Origin of the sequence: Acinetobacter lwoffii, assembly GCF_024129855.1 — a bacterium.
In the GTDB taxonomy this organism is placed as follows: Bacteria; Pseudomonadota; Gammaproteobacteria; order Pseudomonadales; family Moraxellaceae; genus Acinetobacter; species Acinetobacter lwoffii_L.
Window position 1 is genome coordinate 16,432 of the sequence record NZ_JAMXXC010000017.1, and the last position, 21,287, is coordinate 37,718.

At 44.8% G+C, this 21,287-nt stretch carries 20 protein-coding genes; all 20 read left to right on the plus strand.

Translation table 11 applies throughout. The features are described from left to right. The first annotated feature begins 4 nt into the window (after positions 1-4). The 20 genes from NI465_RS12120 to NI465_RS12215 all read left to right on the plus strand — a co-directional run bounded on the left by NI465_RS12120 (position 5) and on the right by NI465_RS12215 (position 21,283). The gene (locus NI465_RS12120) at positions 5-466 is read left to right on the plus strand and encodes a crAss001_48 related protein (protein WP_253145465.1); all 462 of its coding nucleotides are present in this window, start codon (positions 5-7) and stop codon (positions 464-466) included. A 52-nt stretch (positions 467-518) separates the two neighbouring features. Continuing rightward, the gene (locus NI465_RS12125) at positions 519-968 is read left to right on the plus strand and encodes a hypothetical protein (protein WP_253145466.1); all 450 of its coding nucleotides are present in this window, start codon (positions 519-521) and stop codon (positions 966-968) included. Positions 969-1,189: 221 nt separating this feature from the next. Continuing rightward, a complete protein-coding gene (locus NI465_RS12130) occupies positions 1,190-1,717 on the plus strand; it encodes a TIGR02594 family protein (RefSeq protein WP_253145467.1) in 528 nt (175 codons plus the stop codon). Positions 1,718-1,792: 75 nt separating this feature from the next. Continuing rightward, a complete protein-coding gene (locus NI465_RS12135) occupies positions 1,793-2,497 on the plus strand; it encodes a hypothetical protein (RefSeq protein WP_253145468.1) in 705 nt (234 codons plus the stop codon). Between the two features lie 13 nt (positions 2,498-2,510). After that, a complete protein-coding gene (locus NI465_RS12140) occupies positions 2,511-3,941 on the plus strand; it encodes a terminase large subunit domain-containing protein (protein ID WP_253145469.1) in 1,431 nt (476 codons plus the stop codon). Further along, positions 3,938-4,366, plus strand: a complete 429-nt coding sequence (locus NI465_RS12145) for a hypothetical protein (RefSeq protein WP_253145470.1) — start codon at positions 3,938-3,940, stop codon at positions 4,364-4,366. The genes NI465_RS12140 and NI465_RS12145 overlap by 4 nt, the downstream gene beginning before the upstream one ends. Beyond that, positions 4,367-6,655, plus strand: coding sequence for a portal protein (locus NI465_RS12150; RefSeq protein WP_253145471.1), 2,289 nt, complete (start codon positions 4,367-4,369; stop codon positions 6,653-6,655). Between the two features lie 68 nt (positions 6,656-6,723). After that, entirely contained in the window at positions 6,724-7,695 is a 972-nt protein-coding gene (locus NI465_RS12155) for a hypothetical protein (RefSeq protein ID WP_253145472.1), read from the plus strand. Between the two features lie 35 nt (positions 7,696-7,730). Beyond that, the gene (locus NI465_RS12160) at positions 7,731-8,879 is read left to right on the plus strand and encodes a N4-gp56 family major capsid protein (RefSeq protein WP_253145473.1); all 1,149 of its coding nucleotides are present in this window, start codon (positions 7,731-7,733) and stop codon (positions 8,877-8,879) included. 68 nt (positions 8,880-8,947) lie between these two features. Then, positions 8,948-9,400: a hypothetical protein gene (locus NI465_RS12165; RefSeq protein WP_253145475.1), complete on the plus strand. Its 453-nt coding sequence runs from the start codon at positions 8,948-8,950 to the stop codon at positions 9,398-9,400. A 79-nt stretch (positions 9,401-9,479) separates the two neighbouring features. After that, the gene (locus NI465_RS12170) at positions 9,480-10,025 is read left to right on the plus strand and encodes a hypothetical protein (RefSeq protein WP_253145476.1); all 546 of its coding nucleotides are present in this window, start codon (positions 9,480-9,482) and stop codon (positions 10,023-10,025) included. 15 nt (positions 10,026-10,040) lie between these two features. Beyond that, on the plus strand, positions 10,041-10,703 hold the full coding sequence (locus NI465_RS12175) for a phage adaptor protein (protein WP_253145478.1): 663 nt from the start codon (positions 10,041-10,043) through the stop codon (positions 10,701-10,703). Between the two features lie 4 nt (positions 10,704-10,707). Further along, positions 10,708-11,280, plus strand: coding sequence for a hypothetical protein (locus tag NI465_RS12180; RefSeq protein ID WP_253145480.1), 573 nt, complete (start codon positions 10,708-10,710; stop codon positions 11,278-11,280). A gap of 57 nt (positions 11,281-11,337) precedes the next feature. Beyond that, positions 11,338-12,648, plus strand: coding sequence for a phage tail fiber protein (locus NI465_RS12185; RefSeq protein WP_253145482.1), 1,311 nt, complete (start codon positions 11,338-11,340; stop codon positions 12,646-12,648). 60 nt (positions 12,649-12,708) lie between these two features. After that, positions 12,709-14,382, plus strand: coding sequence for a hypothetical protein (locus NI465_RS12190; protein WP_253145484.1), 1,674 nt, complete (start codon positions 12,709-12,711; stop codon positions 14,380-14,382). Then, positions 14,379-18,671, plus strand: a complete 4,293-nt coding sequence (locus tag NI465_RS12195) for a phage tail tip fiber protein (protein ID WP_253145486.1) — start codon at positions 14,379-14,381, stop codon at positions 18,669-18,671. Before NI465_RS12190 ends, NI465_RS12195 begins: the two co-directional genes overlap by 4 nt. Beyond that, positions 18,671-19,018 (plus strand): hypothetical protein, encoded by a 348-nt coding sequence (locus NI465_RS12200; RefSeq protein WP_253145488.1) that lies wholly within the window; start codon positions 18,671-18,673, stop codon positions 19,016-19,018. The genes NI465_RS12195 and NI465_RS12200 overlap by 1 nt, the downstream gene beginning before the upstream one ends. Further along, positions 19,011-19,802, plus strand: coding sequence for a hypothetical protein (locus NI465_RS12205; RefSeq protein WP_253145490.1), 792 nt, complete (start codon positions 19,011-19,013; stop codon positions 19,800-19,802). The genes NI465_RS12200 and NI465_RS12205 overlap by 8 nt, the downstream gene beginning before the upstream one ends. A gap of 228 nt (positions 19,803-20,030) precedes the next feature. After that, complete coding sequence (locus NI465_RS12210) at positions 20,031-20,489, plus strand: hypothetical protein (protein ID WP_253145492.1); 459 nt, start codon at positions 20,031-20,033, stop codon at positions 20,487-20,489. A gap of 2 nt (positions 20,490-20,491) precedes the next feature. Beyond that, positions 20,492-21,283, plus strand: coding sequence for a hypothetical protein (locus NI465_RS12215; RefSeq protein WP_253145494.1), 792 nt, complete (start codon positions 20,492-20,494; stop codon positions 21,281-21,283). Positions 21,284-21,287 lie beyond the last annotated feature (4 nt).

Below are 21,287 nucleotides of genomic sequence, written 5' to 3' on the forward strand. Positions count from 1 at the left end.
AACAATGAATAAATACGTTAAAAACCCAGTTGAAATTACCGCTATTCAATATCAGTGGGATGATGAATTTTTATCTATGGATGAAGCACAAGCAAACATAGCGCATTTTGTAGATGGAAATAAGATTGCTTTTTTAGATGAATCAATTTTGCTGGACGGCGTACACGGCCAAGTTGAAGTAAAGCAGGGCGACTGGGTTATTAAGCAAAATGACCAAGACTTCTATCCATGTTCGGATGAAGTATTCCAGCAGAACTACACAGCAGCGCCGTCTACCTGGCTGGATCGTGTGAAGCTGGAACAGGAGCGAGTGCAAAAGGATTTATCTGCTTTAGATAAAGCACTAGATGTTGAACGCAAACCTGATTTCATCACAGATGAACAATGGATCTTTATGACACGTCAGCAGTTCCACATGCGTCAGTACAACCAGATCTTAAAAGATCGTATCGCTAACGCCGTTTAAGAATACCAACCGAGCCGAACATAACAGTTTTTATAGCAATCGGTACTCAACAATGTTCGGTTTATTTACCCGGCTAGCCGTCTGGTTAAGCCTTCCGGTGCTTTCTTTTATTAAGAAAGCACATGCAGAAGGCGTATATCACACAGCAGTTAGCCAATATCCAAATGAGCTAATCATCATTCTTTGCGGAGTAATGATGGTCTTAGGTTGTTTGGCATCCGCAGTAACGCCAGATCCAGACGGCGTACCCCCAACCAAGCCACTAGCGAAGATTGTTTATTCAGTCTTTGGCAGCATTACCGCGCTTGTTTATATCGTTTTTTACGAGAAGGAATTAAGCCTGGTACATGCAGCTTGGGTCGGTGGCGTGTCGTTTGTGGCCCCAGCAGTCGTGCCAAGCCTTAAAGCTTTGGTATTTGATCTGCTACCGGTGGCAATGCGTAGCTTAAAAGCGTTTATCACCAAATGGATGGGTGCAGACGGAGGAAAAGGACATGAGTAATTTACAAATTACATGGATTGTAGTCGGCCTGATTATGGGCCTTCTACTCATGATCCCAATCAAGCGGTGCTTCTCCACCTACAACGGCCTTATATCAATGCTCATAGCTTCGCTAATGGGCATTTTTTCTGCCCCTTATACGTGGATCGCCGTAGTTATTGCCGCTTGTTGTTTTACATACGGCTTTTACAGGAATCATCACAAATACATTGGAGCCACTAATGACTAAACAATCAGAACTTGAATGGGTCGGCATTGGTCGCTCGAAGATTGGTACATACGAGATTAAAGGCGCAAAACATAACGCCGTCATTCTTGCTATGTGGCAATTGGCTTTTCAGGCCACGAATCAAAAACAATGGATCAATGACGATGAAACAGCATGGTGCGGTGCTTTTACTGCTTATTGCATGGCTAAGGCTGGCTTATCCCAGCACATCCCTAAAGCGTTTTACCGAGCTAAGGACTGGGCCAGCGTTGGTAAGCCAATCAACAAACCGGCCTATGGCTGCATCGTGGTATTCACGCGCAACGGCGGTGGACACGTTGGCATCGTAGTCGGCAAGGATCAGAAGGGAAACATCATGGTATTGGGCGGCAATCAATCTGATGCAGTCAATATCAAACCGTTCGCCGTAGGACGTGTACTGGCTTATCGCTGGTGCGGTACTCAGAATTTACCTTGGGCTTCACGTTACGACCTACCTTTGCTGAATAGCAACGGCCAAGTCAGTACGAATGAAGCTTAAGTCTAGTTTGACCGTGGGCAATTGCTCATTAACTGTTTGTTGCGGTCTTTTTTACAGTGGTGAGTAGCACAACAGATGAAAAAATGCGGTGCGAAAACCAAAACCGGCGGCAAATGTCAGTATCAGGCAGGTCAGGGGACTGATCATCTTGGTACTGGCAAATGTCGATTACATGGCGGCGCGTCCAAAGGTGCGCCAAAAGGTAATAAAAATGCTCAAAAGCATGGCATCTACTCCAAATTATTTTCAGATGCGGAGATGGATGCAGCAAAGGAGATGCAAGGCTCAGTCGAGAATGAACTAGCTATCGCTCGATTGCAGCTATTCAGGCTGTTACAGGAACAGCAGAAAGCCGGTGATACACCGTATTTGGATAAGGTTGAAGAAAAAACCATTGTCCAAACCGAGGAAGAAAAAGAGAAGGACAATAAGAAAAAAGACTTTCTCAAAATGCTAGTCAGATCAGCCAAACAAGCCGGGGAAGAATACAACCCAGACGGCGATGAAGAACACTTATTTGATGAAGGAGATCCAGCCAAGGAATCAGACATTTTTGAGCGCAAGAGAACCTTTCAACGGCGTGACTTTCAGGGTGAATTTGTCCGTTTGACTTCACTCATTGCACGACTTGAGCAGCAGATCCTTAGCTCGAAGAAAACCAAGGCAGAGATCAAGATCATTGAAGTAACAGGTAATAAGACTGATGATGCAGACGATAAGCTCACAGACACAGAGCTGGATAGAGAAATTCAAGAGCTTATCGGCGGATTCGAGATATAAGCTACTGGCAGAAATGACCAGGGAGCAAAAGAAGAAGTTAAAGAATCTCTTAAAAGAGCTGGAAACCAGAGCCAATAGCAAACTGTTTCAGTTTTTCCCGGATGAGGGACCATTACGGCGCGAGTTGTATCACAAGCACATGGCCTTCTTTAAGGCTGGTGCAGAGGTACGTTCGCGCTTATTTATGGCCGGAAACCGGGTAGGTAAAACCATTACTGGGTGTACCGAGGACGTTTACCATTTATCTGGCCTTTATCCTGAGTGGTGGGAAGGCAAAGTCTTTCATGAGCCGATCCGGGCATGGGTCGCTGGTAAGACCAACGAAACCACACGTGACATTATCCAGCTTGAATTGCTGGGTAACGTGACCTATGAGAAAGGCAAAAAGACTTTCGATGGTACAGGCTTAATCCCGAAGCACTTAATCGGAAAGATTACCTGGCGGCAAGGTGTACAGGATCTAGCAGATACGATCCTGATCCGTCATAAGGACGGCGGATGGTCAAAGCTGGGCCTTAAATCGTATCAACAGGGCCGTGGATCGTTTGAGGGTACAGCGCAGCACCTTATTCATCTGGATGAGGAACCGCCACAAGACGTATATACAGAGTGTTTAACACGTACCGCAACAACAGACGGTATCGTTCTAATCACCTTTACGCCGTTGGAAGGCTTAACAGCCATGATTCTGGACTTCATGGAGAAGGCCAAGAACGGCACAACGATCATGGTTCAGGCTGGATGGGATGATGCACCCCATTTAACTGAGAAAACCAAGAAAGAATTACTGGCTGAGTTCCCGATACACGAACACGATGCACGTTCTAAAGGTGTACCGATCAGCGGTTCCGGTTCGATCTACCCCGTCCCAGATGAGGACATTATGGTCGATCCGTTCGATATTCCTAAGCACTGGCCGCGCATTACCGGCATGGACTTTGGATGGGATCACCCAACGGCAGCAGTCAACCTTGCTTGGGATCGGGATACAGATACGATTTACGCCGTGGCTGAATATGGTGCTTCACGTAAGACACCGGTGGAACATGCGCCGAATATCCGTGGATTGTGTGACTTTGCCCCAGTCGCATGGCCACATGACGGCGTGAACACTGAGAAAGGCGGCGGTGAGCCAATCAAAGAGCAGTATTTAGCAACCAAGCTAAACATGCTGCATGAGAAAGCCACATTGCCAGATGGATCAAACTCAGTTGAAGCGTCAATCAGCTTGATTTTGCAGTACATGCAGAAAGGCCAGTTCAAGATATTCAAAACTTGTACGCGCTTATTGGATGAAAAACGCATCTATCACCGTAAGGACGGCAAGATCGTCAAGATCAATGACGACTTTATTGATGCCATGCGTTACGGCGTGATGATGATTAGATTTGCAATCACTGAACCAGTGAAAACCAAGAGAGAAAGACGGAGTAACAGGCTGTGATAAATATCGAATACGGCATTTTAAAAGAACTCAATGTTAGAGATAAGTTCGGTGTACGCGCAGCAGTCGTGAACGTGGTTATCCGTGAAAATGGCAAGGAACCAGTCGATGATGCAGCCTTGCTTATCATGCGCCGTTCTTTCGGTCTAGGTCGAATGCACATCATCCTTAGACAAAACATGCACGCCGTATTGGATACACCAGAGCTGATTCAAATGGCCCATGATGCAACAGTTAAACTTTTTGGATCTGCCGATAAAGATAATCTGCATCGTATGGCCGATCTATTGCTTGATCACACAGACGAGCTTGTATTGCACCCACCAGAGGACCAGATGCGACTTTGGAAGAAGGAACAAAAGATACTTGAGCAGTCGCAAGCATTAATCAGAGTGAACGATAAAGTTATTTTGGATGCTCGATAAATGGCAATTTTAGATTCAGAACGATCAGGTGAGCTTGATCAGGACTTCATTGATAGTGAAGATGGGCAGTTTTTGGCATGGGCGCATGGCTTATACCAGCGCGAATTGGATATTCAATCTGATTCACGGACCAAGAGAGCCAATGACATGGCTTTCTATGACGGCGACCAGCACACCGAAGAAGAACTGGCTGAATATGAACGCCGTAACCAAACCCCACGTGTGTTTAATGAAATTAAACCTACTGTAGACTGGCTTTTGGGCGGTGAACGCCGTGTGCGTACCGACTGGGCCATTCTGCCACGTACTGAGGATGATTCAGAGCCGAGTATTCACAAGACAAAGCTGGCCAAGTACATTGACGATATTAATAACGCACGTTGGCATCGTTCCGAAGCATATAGCGATATGACCAAAGGTGGCGAGGGATGGATTGCGGTGGAGTACCTACCCAATCAGGACGGCGATCATCAAATCACAATCCAGCATGAACACTGGCGCTATATGGTTGCAGATTCCAAAAGCCGCAGACGTGATATGACCGATATGCAGTATATCTGGCGTATCAAAATCATTGACCTTCAATCCCTGGTTAAACATTTTCCAGAGAAAGAATCCGAGCTGGTCAATCTCAGTGGGGATATGGAAGTCTTAGAACAGGAATTGCTAGATGAAGGCTTAAACGGTGCTGATCCATCGGACAGCGAACGTCATTTAAGATCTGGAACCATGAACTTTATGCAGAGTGCTGGGGACCGTGACGGCGTTAAAGTCTATGAGATGTGGTACAAGCAGACTGAAAAGGTCAAGCTGTTACGTGGTGAAGGCTCCTTTAACAATCAGCCTTATGATGAAAAGAACGAAGATCACGCCGTCCTAATTGCACACTATGGTTTTAATGTCGCAGAAGTGACACGTCAGCAAATGTACTGTGCTATGTACACGGATGATACGGTGCTATATCGCCAGAAGTCACCCTACAAGCACAACCGTTTCCCATTTGTGCGCCGTTATGCGTATTTAAAAGACCGGGAAGGCACACCATACGGCGTTATTCGCTCCATCAAAGATCCGCAATCCGATTTAAACATACGCCGGAACAAGGCATTACACATGCTTTCAAGTGTACGTGTCGTGATGGAGCAGGGTGCAGTCGAGGATAAAAACGCCTTAGCCGAAGAAGTAGCACGCTGGGACGCTATCGTTGAATATAAGCCTGGTTCAAAGCTGGAGATTCAGGAAGGTTCAGACCGAGCCAACCAGCAACTTAATGTTGGTGAGCAGAACTCAGCCTACATTCGCCAGATCAGCGGCGTTACTGGTGAAAACCGGGGGATGGATACCAATGCGACTTCTGGCATTGCGATTCAGGCCAGACAGGAACAAGGCACAGTTATCTCCACTGTATTAACGGATATGCACAGCTTGGGCCGCAAGCTTGAAGGTGAGCTGGTGCTATCGCTCATTGAGCAATTCATGGATAAGCCTTTCCAGTTCCGTATTACAGCAGACAACCTAAAAGATAAGGTTGAGTTCGCTAAAATTAACGATGAAGCTGAACCTGAAACCAACATCACCAAAACACAGTCTGATTTTGTTGTAGCTGAACGCGATTACAGAACCACAATGCGCCAAGCATTGTCGGAGCAAATGCTCAGTTCAGCCGGTGCTATTGCACAACATACCGGAAACCCAGAACTAGCAGTTGCCATGTTGACCGCAGCTATTGAGTTACAGGATCTACCAGATAAAGACCGCTTAATTGAAGGCTTGCGTAAAGCATCTGGTTTACCGCCGTCCAATGAAACGGAAGAAGAACGCCAGCAACGTGAGCAGCAAGAGAATCAAGCCAAGCAGCAGCAGCAAGAACAGCAGCAAGCAGTATTAGAACTGGAAATGAAGGAACGTGCGGCCAAGATTGCAGAGCTTGAAGCCAGAGCAGCTAAAACGGTACTTGACGGCGAGTTCCAGAAGGTACGGACCCTATTTGAGAAGATTAATTCACTCAAATCAGGCATTGAAGCTGGAACCATTGCGGTTCAAAGCCACGGCGCGTTACCAGTTGTTGATCAGTTACTTGAGGAAATTGATTCACTATTGAATCTGGTCCCAGAGCAAGAGCAACAGCAAGGCCCTTCACCGGAGGAACAGCAAGCCATGATGGAACAGCAGCAAATGGAACAACAACAGGCCATGATGCAGCAGCAAGAGCAAGAACAGATGCAAATGCAACAGCAGCAAGAACAGCCGATTGATGAACCAATGCAGCAACCGCCGCAGCCAGTTTAAAAAATTAGAAATCTAACAAGCACCCAACCGGGTGCTTTTTTATTGCCTAAACAAAATGGAGCAACCCAATGTCAGACGTAAATGATGACGATACATTAAATGAATTTGAATATTCACAAGAAGAACTGGCAGAGCTGGCGAAGCTGAATGAGCTTAATGATGATTCAGATGAATTGACACCGGTTCCAGCAGAAGAAGAAACCGCTATTGTTCCGGGGGATGATTCAGAAGATTTAGAACTTGATGATGATTTTGTTGATGACCTGCTAAACCCTGGTGAAGTAAAGACAGAACCAGAACCGGCTAAACAGCCAGATCCAGAGCCTACACCGGAGCCGGAAATTGAACCGGAGCCAGCCCCAGACTTTGACGACCAGTTGGAAGAAAGCACCCAGCGCGTACAAGAAGCACAGGGCAATATTGACGATACGTTAAGCAAACTATCTGAATTGGCCGAACAGTACGATGACGGCGAAATTAGCCAGGGCAAATATGACATTAAGAAGCTAGAGCTTGAGCGTGAATTACACCGTCATGAAAAGGTACTGGATAAGGTCGAACAGGCCCATGAAGCCCTAGAAGGTGAAGCCAATAACCAGCTTGGCGCATACCAGGAAACGCGCCGTAACGCATGGAGAAATGATTTAGTTGGGTTCCTGGAAGATCCGGCCAACGCCGTCATTGCGAATAACCAGCACGTAGCAGAACAGTTCGATGCTTTGCTGCAATCAATGGGCCAATCAGGTGTATTTGAAGGACTGAATAACCAGCAAGTATTGCAGTCAGTACGCAATCAATTGTCTTTCCGTGTACCAGAACTCAGCAAAACCACATACAACCCACAGACGGCGAAAGAGAAGCCGCCTAAGCCAACACAAAAGGCCAATATTCCAGCGTCATTGTCCCAAATGAGCGCACAAGAAATGCCGACAGACGATCCATTTGCTTATTTACGCAAATTATCAGGCGTTGCATACGAACAAGCCTTATCCAAATTAACGCCAGAACAAAGCGATGCTTATACGTTCGGTATGTATTAACCCTTTTTAACTTTTCATAATCAGGAGCAACCATCATGGGTGCAGCAGTAAAAGCAAACAACATTCCGTTCGGTTCACCACTTGCTAAAAAGCATTTTGGCGGAACAATGTTCAACTCTACGATTGAAAAATCGTGGGTAATGAAGAACATGATTGAATCAGCACACCGTACCGACAAAGGTGCTGAAATGGCGAACGCGCCAATCGTGGTGATGAATGACTTAACCAAGTCGGAAGGCGATACTGTATCTTTCGATATTTACATGCAGCTAACAGGTCGTGCAACTTTTGGTGATGACAACCTTGAAGGTAACTTGGAATCCCTTGATGCCTACCAAGACGAAATCACCATTAACCAGGTGCGTAAAGGTGTAGACGTTGGTGGACGTATGACCAACAAGCGCACCGTAAACGACCAACGCGCCGTTGCACGTCAGAAACTTACTGAATGGTTCGCTCAGTTGGTCGATCAGACGTGCTTCACGAACTTGGCCGGTAAACGTGGTATTAACCCGTTTGTTTTGGCGAAGAATGTGGACTATGCGATTAAAGATACGCATACGTTTGAAGATTATGACGCTGATCATACTGTTTACGGTGGATCTGCAACGTCTAAAGAGTCAATGACGGCGCAAGACAAAATGACCCTTGGCTTAATTGACAAGCTGATCGTTAAAGCCACTACCGAAGGCGGTGACGCTGATAAGAAAGTACGCTTAACGCCGTTGGATAAAAATGGTGAAGATGCCTATATCATGCTGTTACACCCATACCAAGAGCATGACTTGCGTACTGATACTGGTACTTCTGGCTGGTTAGACATTCAGAAAGCGGCGGCTGGTGCAGAAGGCTTAAAATCACCAATCTTTAAGCAGAACCTTGGTAACTACCGTGGCGTACACTTCAAAAAGCATAAGCATGTGGTATTGGATGATACATACGGCGCAGCAGGTAACGTACAAACAGCACGTGCGAACTTCTTAGGCCGCCAAGCGCTTGTTATGGCCTTCGGTAATGCGTCAAGCGCGAACCTTCGCGCAGACTGGACCGAGAAAAAGACAGACGTGGATGACAACAAACAGGCTATTTCTGGTCGTATGATGTTTAACGCCAAACGTCCACGCTTCAATGGTCAAGACGTGAACTCTTACGCCGTGGATACAGCAGCAACCAAACCAGCTTAATCAAAATTTAAAGGCTCATCATGTAAATGGTGGGCCTTTTTCATATTCATTTTTTGGAGTAGTCAAACATGGCTCAATTTAATTCAGATTCACACGAAGGCTTAAGCAACCTACCGACTAACTCACATGGCGGCATGGTCATGTCACATCGTTGTGCTGTTTCTTTCGCAGTCGCAGTTACCTTAGTTGCTGGTGACAAACTGGTGCTAGGTCAACTCCCAGCCGGTTATACCGTACAAGGTATTACGGCGGATTCAGACGGCATTGCTGGCCTATCTGTAAATGTGGTTCAGGCTGATTCACTTGAATCTGATGCAGAAAAATTAACACTTGCATCGGGCATTAGCCTGGCTACCGCTGGCGGTGAAATTGCAGGGGCATTGACCAAGGATGCAGTACGCTTTAAAGGTGATAACAATACGCTGTACCTGGTGGCGGAAGTTGTAGACGGTGGATCTGTGACAAAAGGCCAAGAAGTCGGTGTAACTGTGACCTACCGCTACCGCCAAGTTGCATATTAATAAAATCAGCAAGTAAGGAAAGGAGGATTAGTCCTCCTTTCCTTTTCTTCACTCAAAATAATTGATCAGGATAATTGCCATGACCGCAGCACCAGTAAACAAAATTGACCTAGAAGCAGATGACCTTATTGAATGTACGATTCAGCGTAAAGGCGGAACCGTTGTCGATTTTGGCTTTCACAACAAAAAGAAGGTGAAATATCACTTCTTGCCAATTAACCCATTAGACCCAGAATCACCACACGTCTGTAATGTTCCAAACGATGAACATTACGAGCGTTTCGTTAATATCCCAGAAGCTTATCGTGAGTTTGATCCAAGCGAAGATTATGAGCCGGTCTACTCAGCACCAGCACCAACCAATAAAGAAGATAACTTCGATCCACGCAATGACTTCAATGACTTGCTATCAGTCAATCCAGAAGATGTAAGCAACGAATGGTTAGGTAATTTTGCCAAAGTCATTCTTGAAACACCAATCAACCAGAAACAAAAGCTGGCAGATATGGCAACAACGCGCTGGAAGCTTGAGTTTGACTACAAAACCACAAGCGCCGTGGATATTGTGCGAAAAATTCTGGTTGAGCGTATCAAAGAAGAACGCAACGTAAGCGACAACACTTAATAACAGGGGTGGCTTATGTCACAGATCACATGCCAAGTCTTAATTGACGGCGTAAGAGCAACACAGTTAAACGATATTGAAAAAATCACATGGTCTGATTCTTTGCTTATCTCAGCACTGAACCAAGCCTTGTCGATGCTGTCATTAGTGCGTCCCGATGCAACGGCGAAGGTGTACGAATTTGTTTGTGAAAAAGGCACACGTCAGGATTTACCAGCAGACGGCCTAAGACTTCTAAAGGTTGTCCGCAACCTGAAAGAAGATGGTTCAATGGGCCGCGCCGTTCGCTTAGTGAATATCTCAGATCTGGATTCTATTGCACCAGATTGGCACTCACAACCACCATCTGACACTGCCAAAGAATATATGTTCGATGAACGCAGTCCAAAGTGGTTTTATGTTTATCCACCAGTAACCGCCGGGGTGAAGCTGGACATTGAATATTCAGCACAGCCAGAACAGATCGTTTCTTTAGATACCATGTTGCCAGTTGATACGGTCTATATGCAGCCATTGCAAGAATTTCTCTTGTACAAACTGCTATCAGGTGAAGGCGGCCAAGGCCAGGGAATGCAGCATTACAATACAGGTATGTCGTTGTTAGGTGCTAAACCGGCAGTTGACCGCTTTGCTGCACCAATTACGGAAACCAACCGCGCAACCGGTGTGGGAGGTTAATTAAATGGCGAAGCATGAAGATTTAAGTTCACGTGTGGCGATTCATGTTTCGCCATGCCCGGAACAGGCAATCATGGATGCACTCAAGCATATTGTCCGTGATTTCTGTCAGCAGACTAAAAGCTGGGTGCATGATGTTCCAACGATCCAGGGCGAAGTAGACATACTCAGTTATGCAATGCAGATCCCGGAGGGGAGTGTGGCAGTTCATATCTGGGGGATCGAAGGCCGCCAAGGGCGTTATGAATTATCAACAGATTACTATCTAGGTTTTCCGAACCTGATTAATTTCAACAGCAAAGCGCCGTCTAAGCCAATCAAGCCGCTAATTTCACTGATGCCAAGCAGCCAAAGTGATGAATACCCGGACTATATCGCTGAATATTTCGCTGATTGCCTAGTATCTGGGGCCGTTGGCTATCTACAGATGCAGCCCTTTCGAGAATGGTCCCAGCCTAATGCGGCTGGCGCTCACATGCAGATGTATGAACAAGGTATTGCAAGGGCAAAACGCCAGCGTGATGACGGCTTAAACCGATCAAAAACAACCGGGCGCGTGCGTCCTCAATATATTTAATCAGTAACCAATCAATCTAAGCAGCCAGTTAAGGCTGCTTTTTTTTGGATCAAGAAAATGGCTAAACAAGATATTAATTTAGGTACACAACCTACTGGTGTCGGCGGTGATACCAATAGATCCGCAAATATAAAAACAAATACAAACCTGAAAGAGATCTATACGGCGCTAGGTGGATCTGCGAATGGCGAAAATGGTAGCGTATTGCCTAACAGCTTGCCTATTGGTAAGGGTGGTACAGGCGCAACGACAGCAGCAGAAGCAAGAACTAATCTTGGTTTAGGCACAGCAGCCACTAGAAATGTAGGCACTCAGGCTGGTAATGTGATGGAGGTTGGGGCGTTTGGGTTCGGTGGTACAGCAAGGCTTGCGGCACAAAACCCTTATGCCGAAATTGACGCAAATACTTTAAAACCTACGCAAATGGTTAGTTTTAGTGATACTGGTACTGTAGATTACGGACAAGGGATCAGTTGGGGCTCAGGTAACAGACTTCACACTGTCATAGGGGGGACGTTTGCAGCTAAGTTATTTCACGTTTGTTTAGCTGACGTGGCGGCTCCAGTAGGCTCCCGTCAAGTTACATACGCATTAATCAGAACAGCAGCAAACACAACCGTTGATAGTAACGGATTCCTTAAAAACGCTTCGCCTATTATTGAGTTGTATGCAGATAAAATCGAGCTGAATGATGAAGCCAAACTGCAAAATATTACGTTTGAAAAGCTAGGTATTGGTGACTATCTAATTAAAAACAGCAGTGGCTTTGCTCAAGAGGGCTGGTATGTAGAACAACCGAAGGATGCTAACGGCAATATCTATCACGCCGTAGTTTATGACACCCTAGAGAATGGTGATATTTCTGTCAAAACTTATGAGCAGAAGCTAGACGGCGTTAAGATTGTTGTAGACCTAGATAAACCAGTAGACATTAAAGAGAATCGCTTTATCTCTATCCGTTTACAGGAACTACCACAGCAACCAATCGAAGCAACACAACCAGATCCAACCATTACCGACTACCAAGGAAACCCGGCACCAAGCCACTTGCATGAATTGGTGGATGGAACATGGACAATCAGCAGTGAAAGTGCAGCAATCCTAGAAAATGAGCGTTTAGCGGCTATGCCAGCTTTAACACGCCGTCAATTCAGATTGGCACTTGTGCTGAATGGTTACAATCTGGCAGATATTGAAACCTTGATCAATTCAATTGAAGATCCAATGCAACGTCAGATCACGATGATTGAATGGCAGGATGCAACCACATTCCACCGGACTAACCCAAGTCTAATTGTTATGGCTGGACTAATGGGATTGGATGCTGAAACTGTAGATCAACTATGGTTACAGGCTTCAACCTTGTAAACCTTCAAACCCAACGGCGCACATCTTGCGCCGTTTTTTATTGTCAGCACTGGTGCCACTATGCAAATTAAAGTATCCAATTTTTTGGGAGCATTCCCACGTATTCACAACACCAAATTAAAAGATACCGCAGCAGAAAAGGCGCTCAATGTTGATGTGACAAGCGGCGTATTACGTCCGTTCTATGATCTGCCGATCAAACAAAAATTAAATAATATTGGATCTGAAACCAAGTCGATTGCTTTTTATAAGTTCCCAGATAAAGAGGGATTTTTTCAGTTTAAGGATTATGTTGATTTGTGTTATTCACCCATTGCGGATGATCAATACCGCCGTGTCTATTGGTCGGGTGATAGTCGAGATAACGGCCACTTACTTTATTCATATACCCCAAGCCTAACCAGTGGCGTGAATTACAACCCGGTGGCGTGGTATCGCGTAGGTATTCCAGCACCAACACAAGGCCCAACCATTAGCAGCACCAGTACAACATATACAGAAGAAGAACTCGAAGAACTGTCAGATGAAGCCCGGATCTATGTATATACCTATGTATCTGAAACCGGTGAAGAATCAGCACCCAGCCCAGCCAGCGCAATGGTGTATATACCACACGATAAAAGTTCGGCCACAGTCACGAATCTATTTATGGATACCACAGCTTCACAGGGCCGATTAATCAAGTTCAAGCGCATTTATAGATCCGTGACTGATTCAAACGGCAATGCCGACCTTTACTTTGTGGGACAAGTGGCCGCAGCAGTCACTCAGTTTGTAGATAACCTAGACGGTAGCGATGTAAATACCAGCGACCCTTTACCAACAATAAACTGGGATGAACCAAGAACAGGTATGCAGGGCCTTAATGTTACGCCAAACGGCGTAAATTATGCCTTTACAGGCAAGATAGCTTGTTTTTCCCAACCCTATCACCCATACGCATGGCCGCGTGATTATGAGCTAACCATGCAATATGACATTGTTGCAATGGGCCATTATGAAAACTACATCTTATGTGCGACCACTGGTACGCCGTATCTCATCTCAGGGATAGATCCAGCATCGACCACAATTAATGAATTGCCCCTGAATGAAGCATGTATTTCCAAGCGATCCCTAGTGAGTATGGCGAAGTGTGTATGCTATGCCAGCCCTAACGGTATCGTCATGGCTTATGGATCAACAGCAAAACTTGTCAGTGATTCATTCTTTGATAAGGACACATGGACTGCATTAAATCCTGAGAGCATTCACGCCGTTGAACACCGGGGAAAATACCTGTTTTTCTATAACAATGGTGTAAAGAAAGGCGCGTACTTGTTTGATCCATTACAGGTCGATTTCGGCCTGATTGAACTAGATGTGTGGTTTAAGTCAGTCACCAGACACCAGCAGACAGAAGAATTATTTTTCTTAGCCGATGATCTAACCGTTTATAAATTTGACGATACCGCAGCAGCTAAAAAGCCATATACCTGGCGCAGTAAATTGTTTGATGTGGGCAATGATGGTACACGAATGCTGGCTTGCAAAGTCATTGCCGATGATTACAGCAATATCAATATGAATATCTATGCAGACGGCGCATTGCTTTATACGCGAAAACTCACAGACAGACGGCCTTTTAGACTACCGAACCACTCAAACCGCTATGACTGGCAATTCGAGATTATAGCCACATCACCAGTGAGGGAAATCACTTTAGCCAATTCTATGCTGGAGTTAAGCAAATGAGCCTTTTAAACAAGATTAAAAATAACCGGCAGCTTTCCAGGGTCCTTAAAAAAACCAAGACAACCACGGCAGCTATTCCAGCAGTAGAAGATGCAACACTACAGACCTGGATTAAAAGCATTGATTCAGCAGTCCAGGCGGTTGTAAAAAAAGCTGTCACCAAGGGTGATTTAGTGGACATTGGTTTAGCCACTATAAATAACGGAAATCTGGAATCACTCATACCCAAAGACCCAGACTACAGCCCAACCGTACCCAAGGCAGTATTAAACCTTGAAGCCAACGGTGCATATAGTTCTGTCACGGTAGACTGGGAAACACCACCAAGTAAGCTTTTCGGACACAACGCCGTTTACCGATCCGAGGTGGATGACTTTGGAACCGCGATACAAATTGGCTCAACTTTGGGTGATGTGTACACCGACTATGTAGGGAATGGGATAAAAGCATATTACTGGGTGCGAACAATCAGTAAGTATGATGTTGAAGGGGAGCTTGCGCCGTCCGTATATGCTGAAACCAGTATTGATATTGCATACTTGCTGGAACAACTAACAGGCCAGATTAATGCTTCACAATTCGATCAAGCATTAAGAAGCAAGATTGATTCAATCTATACCGAAGCAGCAGCCAAGATTGAGATTGAGAAGCAAATTGTTGCAGAGCGATTGAGCGTACTCAATGCAATCTCAGCAGAGAGCCAAGATAGGGTATCAGCACTCAAAGCACAAGCCGATATGTTAAGGGGGGAGATTCAGCAAAAGGCTGATGATTCCGCACAAAATATCAGGGACATTAGCCAAGACCTAGCCCAAGAGATATTGAGTAGAGAGGGGTTATCCCAGCGTGTAGACGGCGTTGCCAGCAAGACTGATGACAATACCGCTTTGGTCGGAAGGCTTGAAAAAACATTTACATCCAAAATTGAAAGTATTGCTCAAGAGGTAACTTTGGTCAGTGCCGGAGTGGGTGAGCAATTCGATACACTTTTTATTTACTTCTTCGACACCATTGAAGCCGAAGAAACCGAAACCACTAGCGCCGTATGGAGTGCCGAGGGGTGGACAAGCCAAGGCGGTGCGCCAACCGTATCAAATGGCTGGATCAAGCCCTATTTGAATGGTGCAAATACAGTCTTAATATCGCCAGTGGTTGAAGCCTTTGCAGGATCGGCTTATTCCTATGTGCGATTTAGGATCAAGAAAGTCGGGAATCCAGTCTGGATCGGGGAGCTTGTTTATAACAATAAAACGCTTTCTATCCCAGAACCGACTTGGGATGCTTTGTCTGGTATTGGCACAGTCAATTTTAATGCTGAGTGGGTAGATGATATTAGCCAGGTAAAATTAAAACTGGCACAACTTCAAGATGGTTCAAACTACTATTCACTAGACTGGTTCGCCTTTGGTCGCCCTTCACCGGCTGCATCATGGTCTGCGATTGGGGAGGTTAAACAGGCGATTGCCACCGAAACACTGGCTAGAACTGAAAAAACCGAAACCATTGAAGCGTCAATTTCAGCGAACGATACGACATACAGAGCATTGGTCCAAGATGCAGTTGATGTTGCCGCAGAAGCGAACCGGATTACTGGTCAGCGAGTAGAATCTTTTATTCTGGACACTACGCCAAGCTGGGCAGGAAGCGAACAAGGATATGCTGGTGATGATGGTATTCAGGTAGGTAAATGGACAGAAACCAGCGCACGAATAGAGGGTGACTTAGCACAAGCGGAATTAACAGAGCAGCTATTCGTTAATATCAATAACAGGGTGAATGCTGATGTAACCAGAATTGAACAGGTTATTGCAGATAAAGATTCAGCCTATGCTTTAGAGTTTAATGGCCTATCTGCGAAGATGGTCGGCATTCCAGACGGCGCAAACTTCAATACAGCGTTTACGGCTGGAATTGATCAATTAAAAGAAGCGATAGTTGATGAAAAGGGGTTTTTAGCCACATCCAGCCTTTTTGAAACCCTAAAGAGTGATATTAATGGTGAAACGACTTCACAGATTAATGAGCTAAAAAGAACCTATGCTGATGATACGTTTACCCAATCTATTACTTATACGAATTTGGTGTCTGGTACAAAACTAGCCAAGGATGCAGCAGACGATGCACAACTTGCAGCCGATAATGCAAGGCAAGCAGCAGATGGAGCCAAAGAAACAGCAGACGATGCGAAAAAAAGAGCAGACGATGCAAGACAGGTTGCAGATGAAGCAACAGATAAACTAAATGACATTTCTTCTGATGGAAAACTGACACCACTTGAAAAGCAACAATTAAAATTAGTCTGGGATGAAGTTGCTAAAACTCATACTGAACTTATAAAACGAGCGGCGAGTTATTCAGTCAGCACCACGGCATATCTACCCACTTACAACACTTTAAGCACTTATGTCACGCCATTATTATCTGATATGACAGCGACCAGTAACGTAGTCAGATCCACTTTTCAATCTAACTTTGCCAATCATTATGAAGCCAGAGCTGTATTAGGTAGTTCAATCGCCACTAAAGCGAAAACATTGTCTGATGATGCAAAGCAAGCAGCGGTTGATGCACAAAACGCAGCAGATAGTGCAGGAGTGGCAGCGAGTAATGCAAAGAAGGCCGCCGATGATGCAAGAAAGGTTGCAGACGATGCAACAGACAAGCTAAGTGATATTGCAGCAGATGGAAAGCTAACGCCAATTGAAAAGCAGCAACTAAAACTTGTCTGGGATGAAATCACTAAAACCCATACGGAGCTAACTAAACAGGCCACCAGTTATGATCTAGCTCTAACCACTTATACGCCAACCTATACCGCTTTAAATACCTATGTCACGCCGTTGTTATCTGATACGACTGTCACTAGCAATATCGTTAGATCCACCTTTCAAACTAATTTTTCTAATCATTATGCCGCCAGAGCAACACTAGCCAATCAAATATCGGTAAAGGCTAAAACGCTGGCAGATGCAGCGAAAAAGGCCGCCGATGATGCACAAAAAAGAGCAGATGACTCTTTCGAGCTTGCTGGTGGGGCCAAGGCAGCCATAGACAGATATGATGAAACCTACACAGACAAGTTCTTAGCAGCAGCGGAATCTGTTACCAAGATTGAAGCAAGCTATAACACTGGATTTGCTGGATCAACAGAAGAATATGCTGGCAGCGATTCCTATGCTGGTGGCTTTAGTATATGGAGTGCAATTGCAGAGGGTGATTTAGCTGTATCACAGAGAACAGACCAACTAACAGCATCATTCAACCAGTCGCAAGCAGATTATCAACAACAACAAATCTTGGTTGCAGAGCAAATTCGATCACTATCTAGTACATCGACAACATTACAAGCCAATTTAGATAAAGGGATTGGTGATGTTAAAAAGGATATTGCCACCATTCAAGAGGATATGGTGACAGTAGTTGACGAGAAATTGGGTACTGCATCCGGGAAGATTACAGCTTTAGAAAAAGTAGTAGACGGCCAGAAAACCAGTCTGGAAATAGTAAGCGCCGTAGGTGATGTGAACCTGGTTAAACATGAGATTGCAAAATCTAGGCTTGATAAGAATACGGCAGACTTACTACTCAAGAAGGCCAGCACAAACACAATTATCGGTGATATTAACAAGCAAATAGCAGCCTTAACGCTTCAAAAAGGCCAGACCGGTGCAGATGTTACTGAAATTGACAAACAGCTTGCAGAGCTAAATAAAGCCAAAGCGGATGCACAAAAAGTTGTATCAGATATAGATTCCCAGATTAAGCAGATCCAGGATGACAAACAAACCCTAGATAATTTGTTAAAAACTGATTCCAAGATCAAGGCACAAAGCACAATCAAGCTAGATAGTCACGGTGTTATTGCAAGTATTGGCCTTGCGATTGAGGAGGACGGCGCAGGAACACCGCAGAGCGTTATTGCATTTAGATCACATAGGTTTTATGTCGTACCGCCTGGTATGGATCTAGCCAAGGCGGTTGTGCCTTTCATCATTGACAATGGAAAAGTCATTATAGATGTAGCCCTGATTAAAGACGGTTCAATTGAATCAGCAAAAATCGGTAATCTTGCAGCAGACAAAATCACGTCTGGCGACATTGCTGCGGATCGAATGAAGGCTAATATTGTAAAGGCGGTTGAAGGTAAATTCACCAGTCTGAGCGCAATCACAGGAACCATCGGAACATTACGTACAAAGACCAGCGGAGCCAGGACGGAAATCAAAGATAATCTAATTGAAGTTTATGATGATGCTGGGCGTGTTCGAGTGAAAATAGGGGTTTTCTAATGTCAGGGAATATCTATATTAATTCCGATATGTCAGAAGGTGTATTACTTCACCCAACCCTACCAGTTACTTTCATTGGTGAAACGATTGTATTGCCCGATACAGATTCCACAGCGAACACATTAACGGTCAATTTCAATACTGCCATGTACTACGAAAATCCTTTTTTTATCCCCACTGGAGGGCATTATTCCTTTTATGTGCATATCACAGGGTCGGGCAATTCTTTTCAGGCACATTTTGAGCGCGCATATTACTATCTGCAAACCTATCGTTATTACAGTGGTAGCGGCAAGCCTATATATAATCCGGGATTTTCAATTACAATTGGAGGTGTGAATGGCTAATTACCTGAATATTAGTAACGATAACAACCTGATGGTGATTTCAGACACCATTAACGTCATGCAGCCAGTACGCCGTCTAACAGCAACCGTGGATCAATTCACCGAGCAATCGGTAGATTCTACATACGGATTAAGGGCGTTTGCACCTTATTACGGTGAGAGTTCAGAATATGTAAATGCTGTTAGTGCAAATGCAGGTAAAACACGTATTGCCTATAGAGTAGTCGGTGATTTAAGTAATTTACCTTATGGCTATGCCAACCTGAAAGAATCAAATGATGCAACCAATCTTTATAAAGCTGGATTTATTGGCCACACCAATGCGCCGTTACAGGTGCAAATAGTCTGGTTGTCTTTTGGCCCATTAAGCGAACCCTTTGGAAATTCTGGCCTATTGGCCTATAACGAAAAAGAAGAACTGGTTTTTGATGCTTCACTGGGGACGGTGCATTATTTGGGTGGCGTATATGAAAAAATTGATGTGCTAAATACACAAAACAAAACCTACTTGATTAAAGATCTAACCGGCTTAGGTTTAGACTATTCACGTATTTTTATTAGCGCTCATTCGTTGCCATGTGTCAGCTTTGTTGAGTTTAGAGGGGGTAACAGTCAGTATCGTTCCGGGTGGAGAGCCTGGTCATTACGTTATCGCATCACAGACAATAAACTTTATGTGGATTTATTAGGCTGGTTCCCTAAGAACTACACTGGTTATTACGACAGTGTTTACGCCCCAATATTTGCAGTATCCCTGTATTACCTACCAAACATAAAGAAATAACCGATTAATCAAAAGGACCACTATGAAATCAATCTCAGTCATGCTTATGGCACTGGCTCTAGCTTCGTGCGTCATTACAAAACTGGAACCGGTAGAGCTTTGTATTAGTTCACCACAGCAAACAAACAATGAGCTACAATGCCAAGACATAATACAAAATAAGAAACACCCCTAACTTTCTGCTTATATTGGCAACCGCAACAGACACCTAATCTACATAGGTGTGCTATGAATGGCTTAGAACAAGTCAATCAATTTTTAAGTGTGACTGGCAGCAAATTTGTACAACGTGTACATGAGCTACAGCAGCACCTTCAATCATTCCCGGAAGGCGATAAGGTTGATCCACCAGTAAATCATTATTTCGGCCATAAAACCTATGTCCGGGAAATGCTTGCGCCGTCTGGGTCCATCATCGTGGGTAAAACTCATCGCTATAACCATACGTGCATTGTCTTACAGGGCAAGGCTTTGGTGTATTCAGAAAACGGATCTTTTGAGATCCAAGCGCCATTCACTTTTACGTGTGAAGCTGGTGCAAAGCGCCTATTTGTGGTGCTGGAAGATCTGGTATTTCAAACCGTTCACTACACTGAAAGCACAGATCTGGCCGTGATTGAGCAAGAAATTATCGTACCGGATGCAGAAGTAAATCAATTCCGTAAAGATCTAAATTTAGAGGTGTAATTATGTCCTGGGTAGCAGTAGGAGTGGGTGCGATCAGCACCATCGGCGGCTTATTTGGCAGCAGTAGTGCCAAAAAAGCCCAGAAGGAAGCCAACAGAATTAATCGTGATACGCTCAACTTTAGAAAAGAGCAATACAACGATTATAAAAACCAGTACGGCGGCATTATTGATATGGTCGTCAGTGATGCTGAAAAAGGTGTACAGGCTGATCTAGGTCGAGTGACAAGTGAAGCCGGTGCAGATACAGCAACAGCATTTTCCAATGCAAAACAGGCTTTAGATAATCAAAACAACCGCATGGGGATTAATCCCAATAGTGGCCGGGCAGAATCAAGTGAACGTCAATTTGCATTAAATCAGGCCGTGGCAACGGCCGGCAACGTGACAAATGCACGCAACAAAGAACGCCAGTTCGCAGAAGATGCCACCTGGAACCGCCGTTATGGGGTGTATCAGCAAGGCAATTCATTAATTAATGGCGCTGCAAACAATGTCGGAAACTCCATGTCTAGTCTGGCGGATTCATATAGCACCAGTGCAATAAATCAGAGCAACATGGCAAATCAGGCTATTGCTGGCGGCGTTTCATCTATCACACAGGGTTTATTAGCAAACCCAAATGCGATTAAAAGCCTATGGGGTGGGGCCACAACCACACAACCAGTATCAACCATTGATACAGCCACCAAGGGTATGAAGGTCGCAGGAACCGATGTAGGTAGTGGCGTGATGTATGACAATATCGCCAGCGTTAGACCCAAGACCACAAACAACGGCTCATTTTTAGGATAAGGTG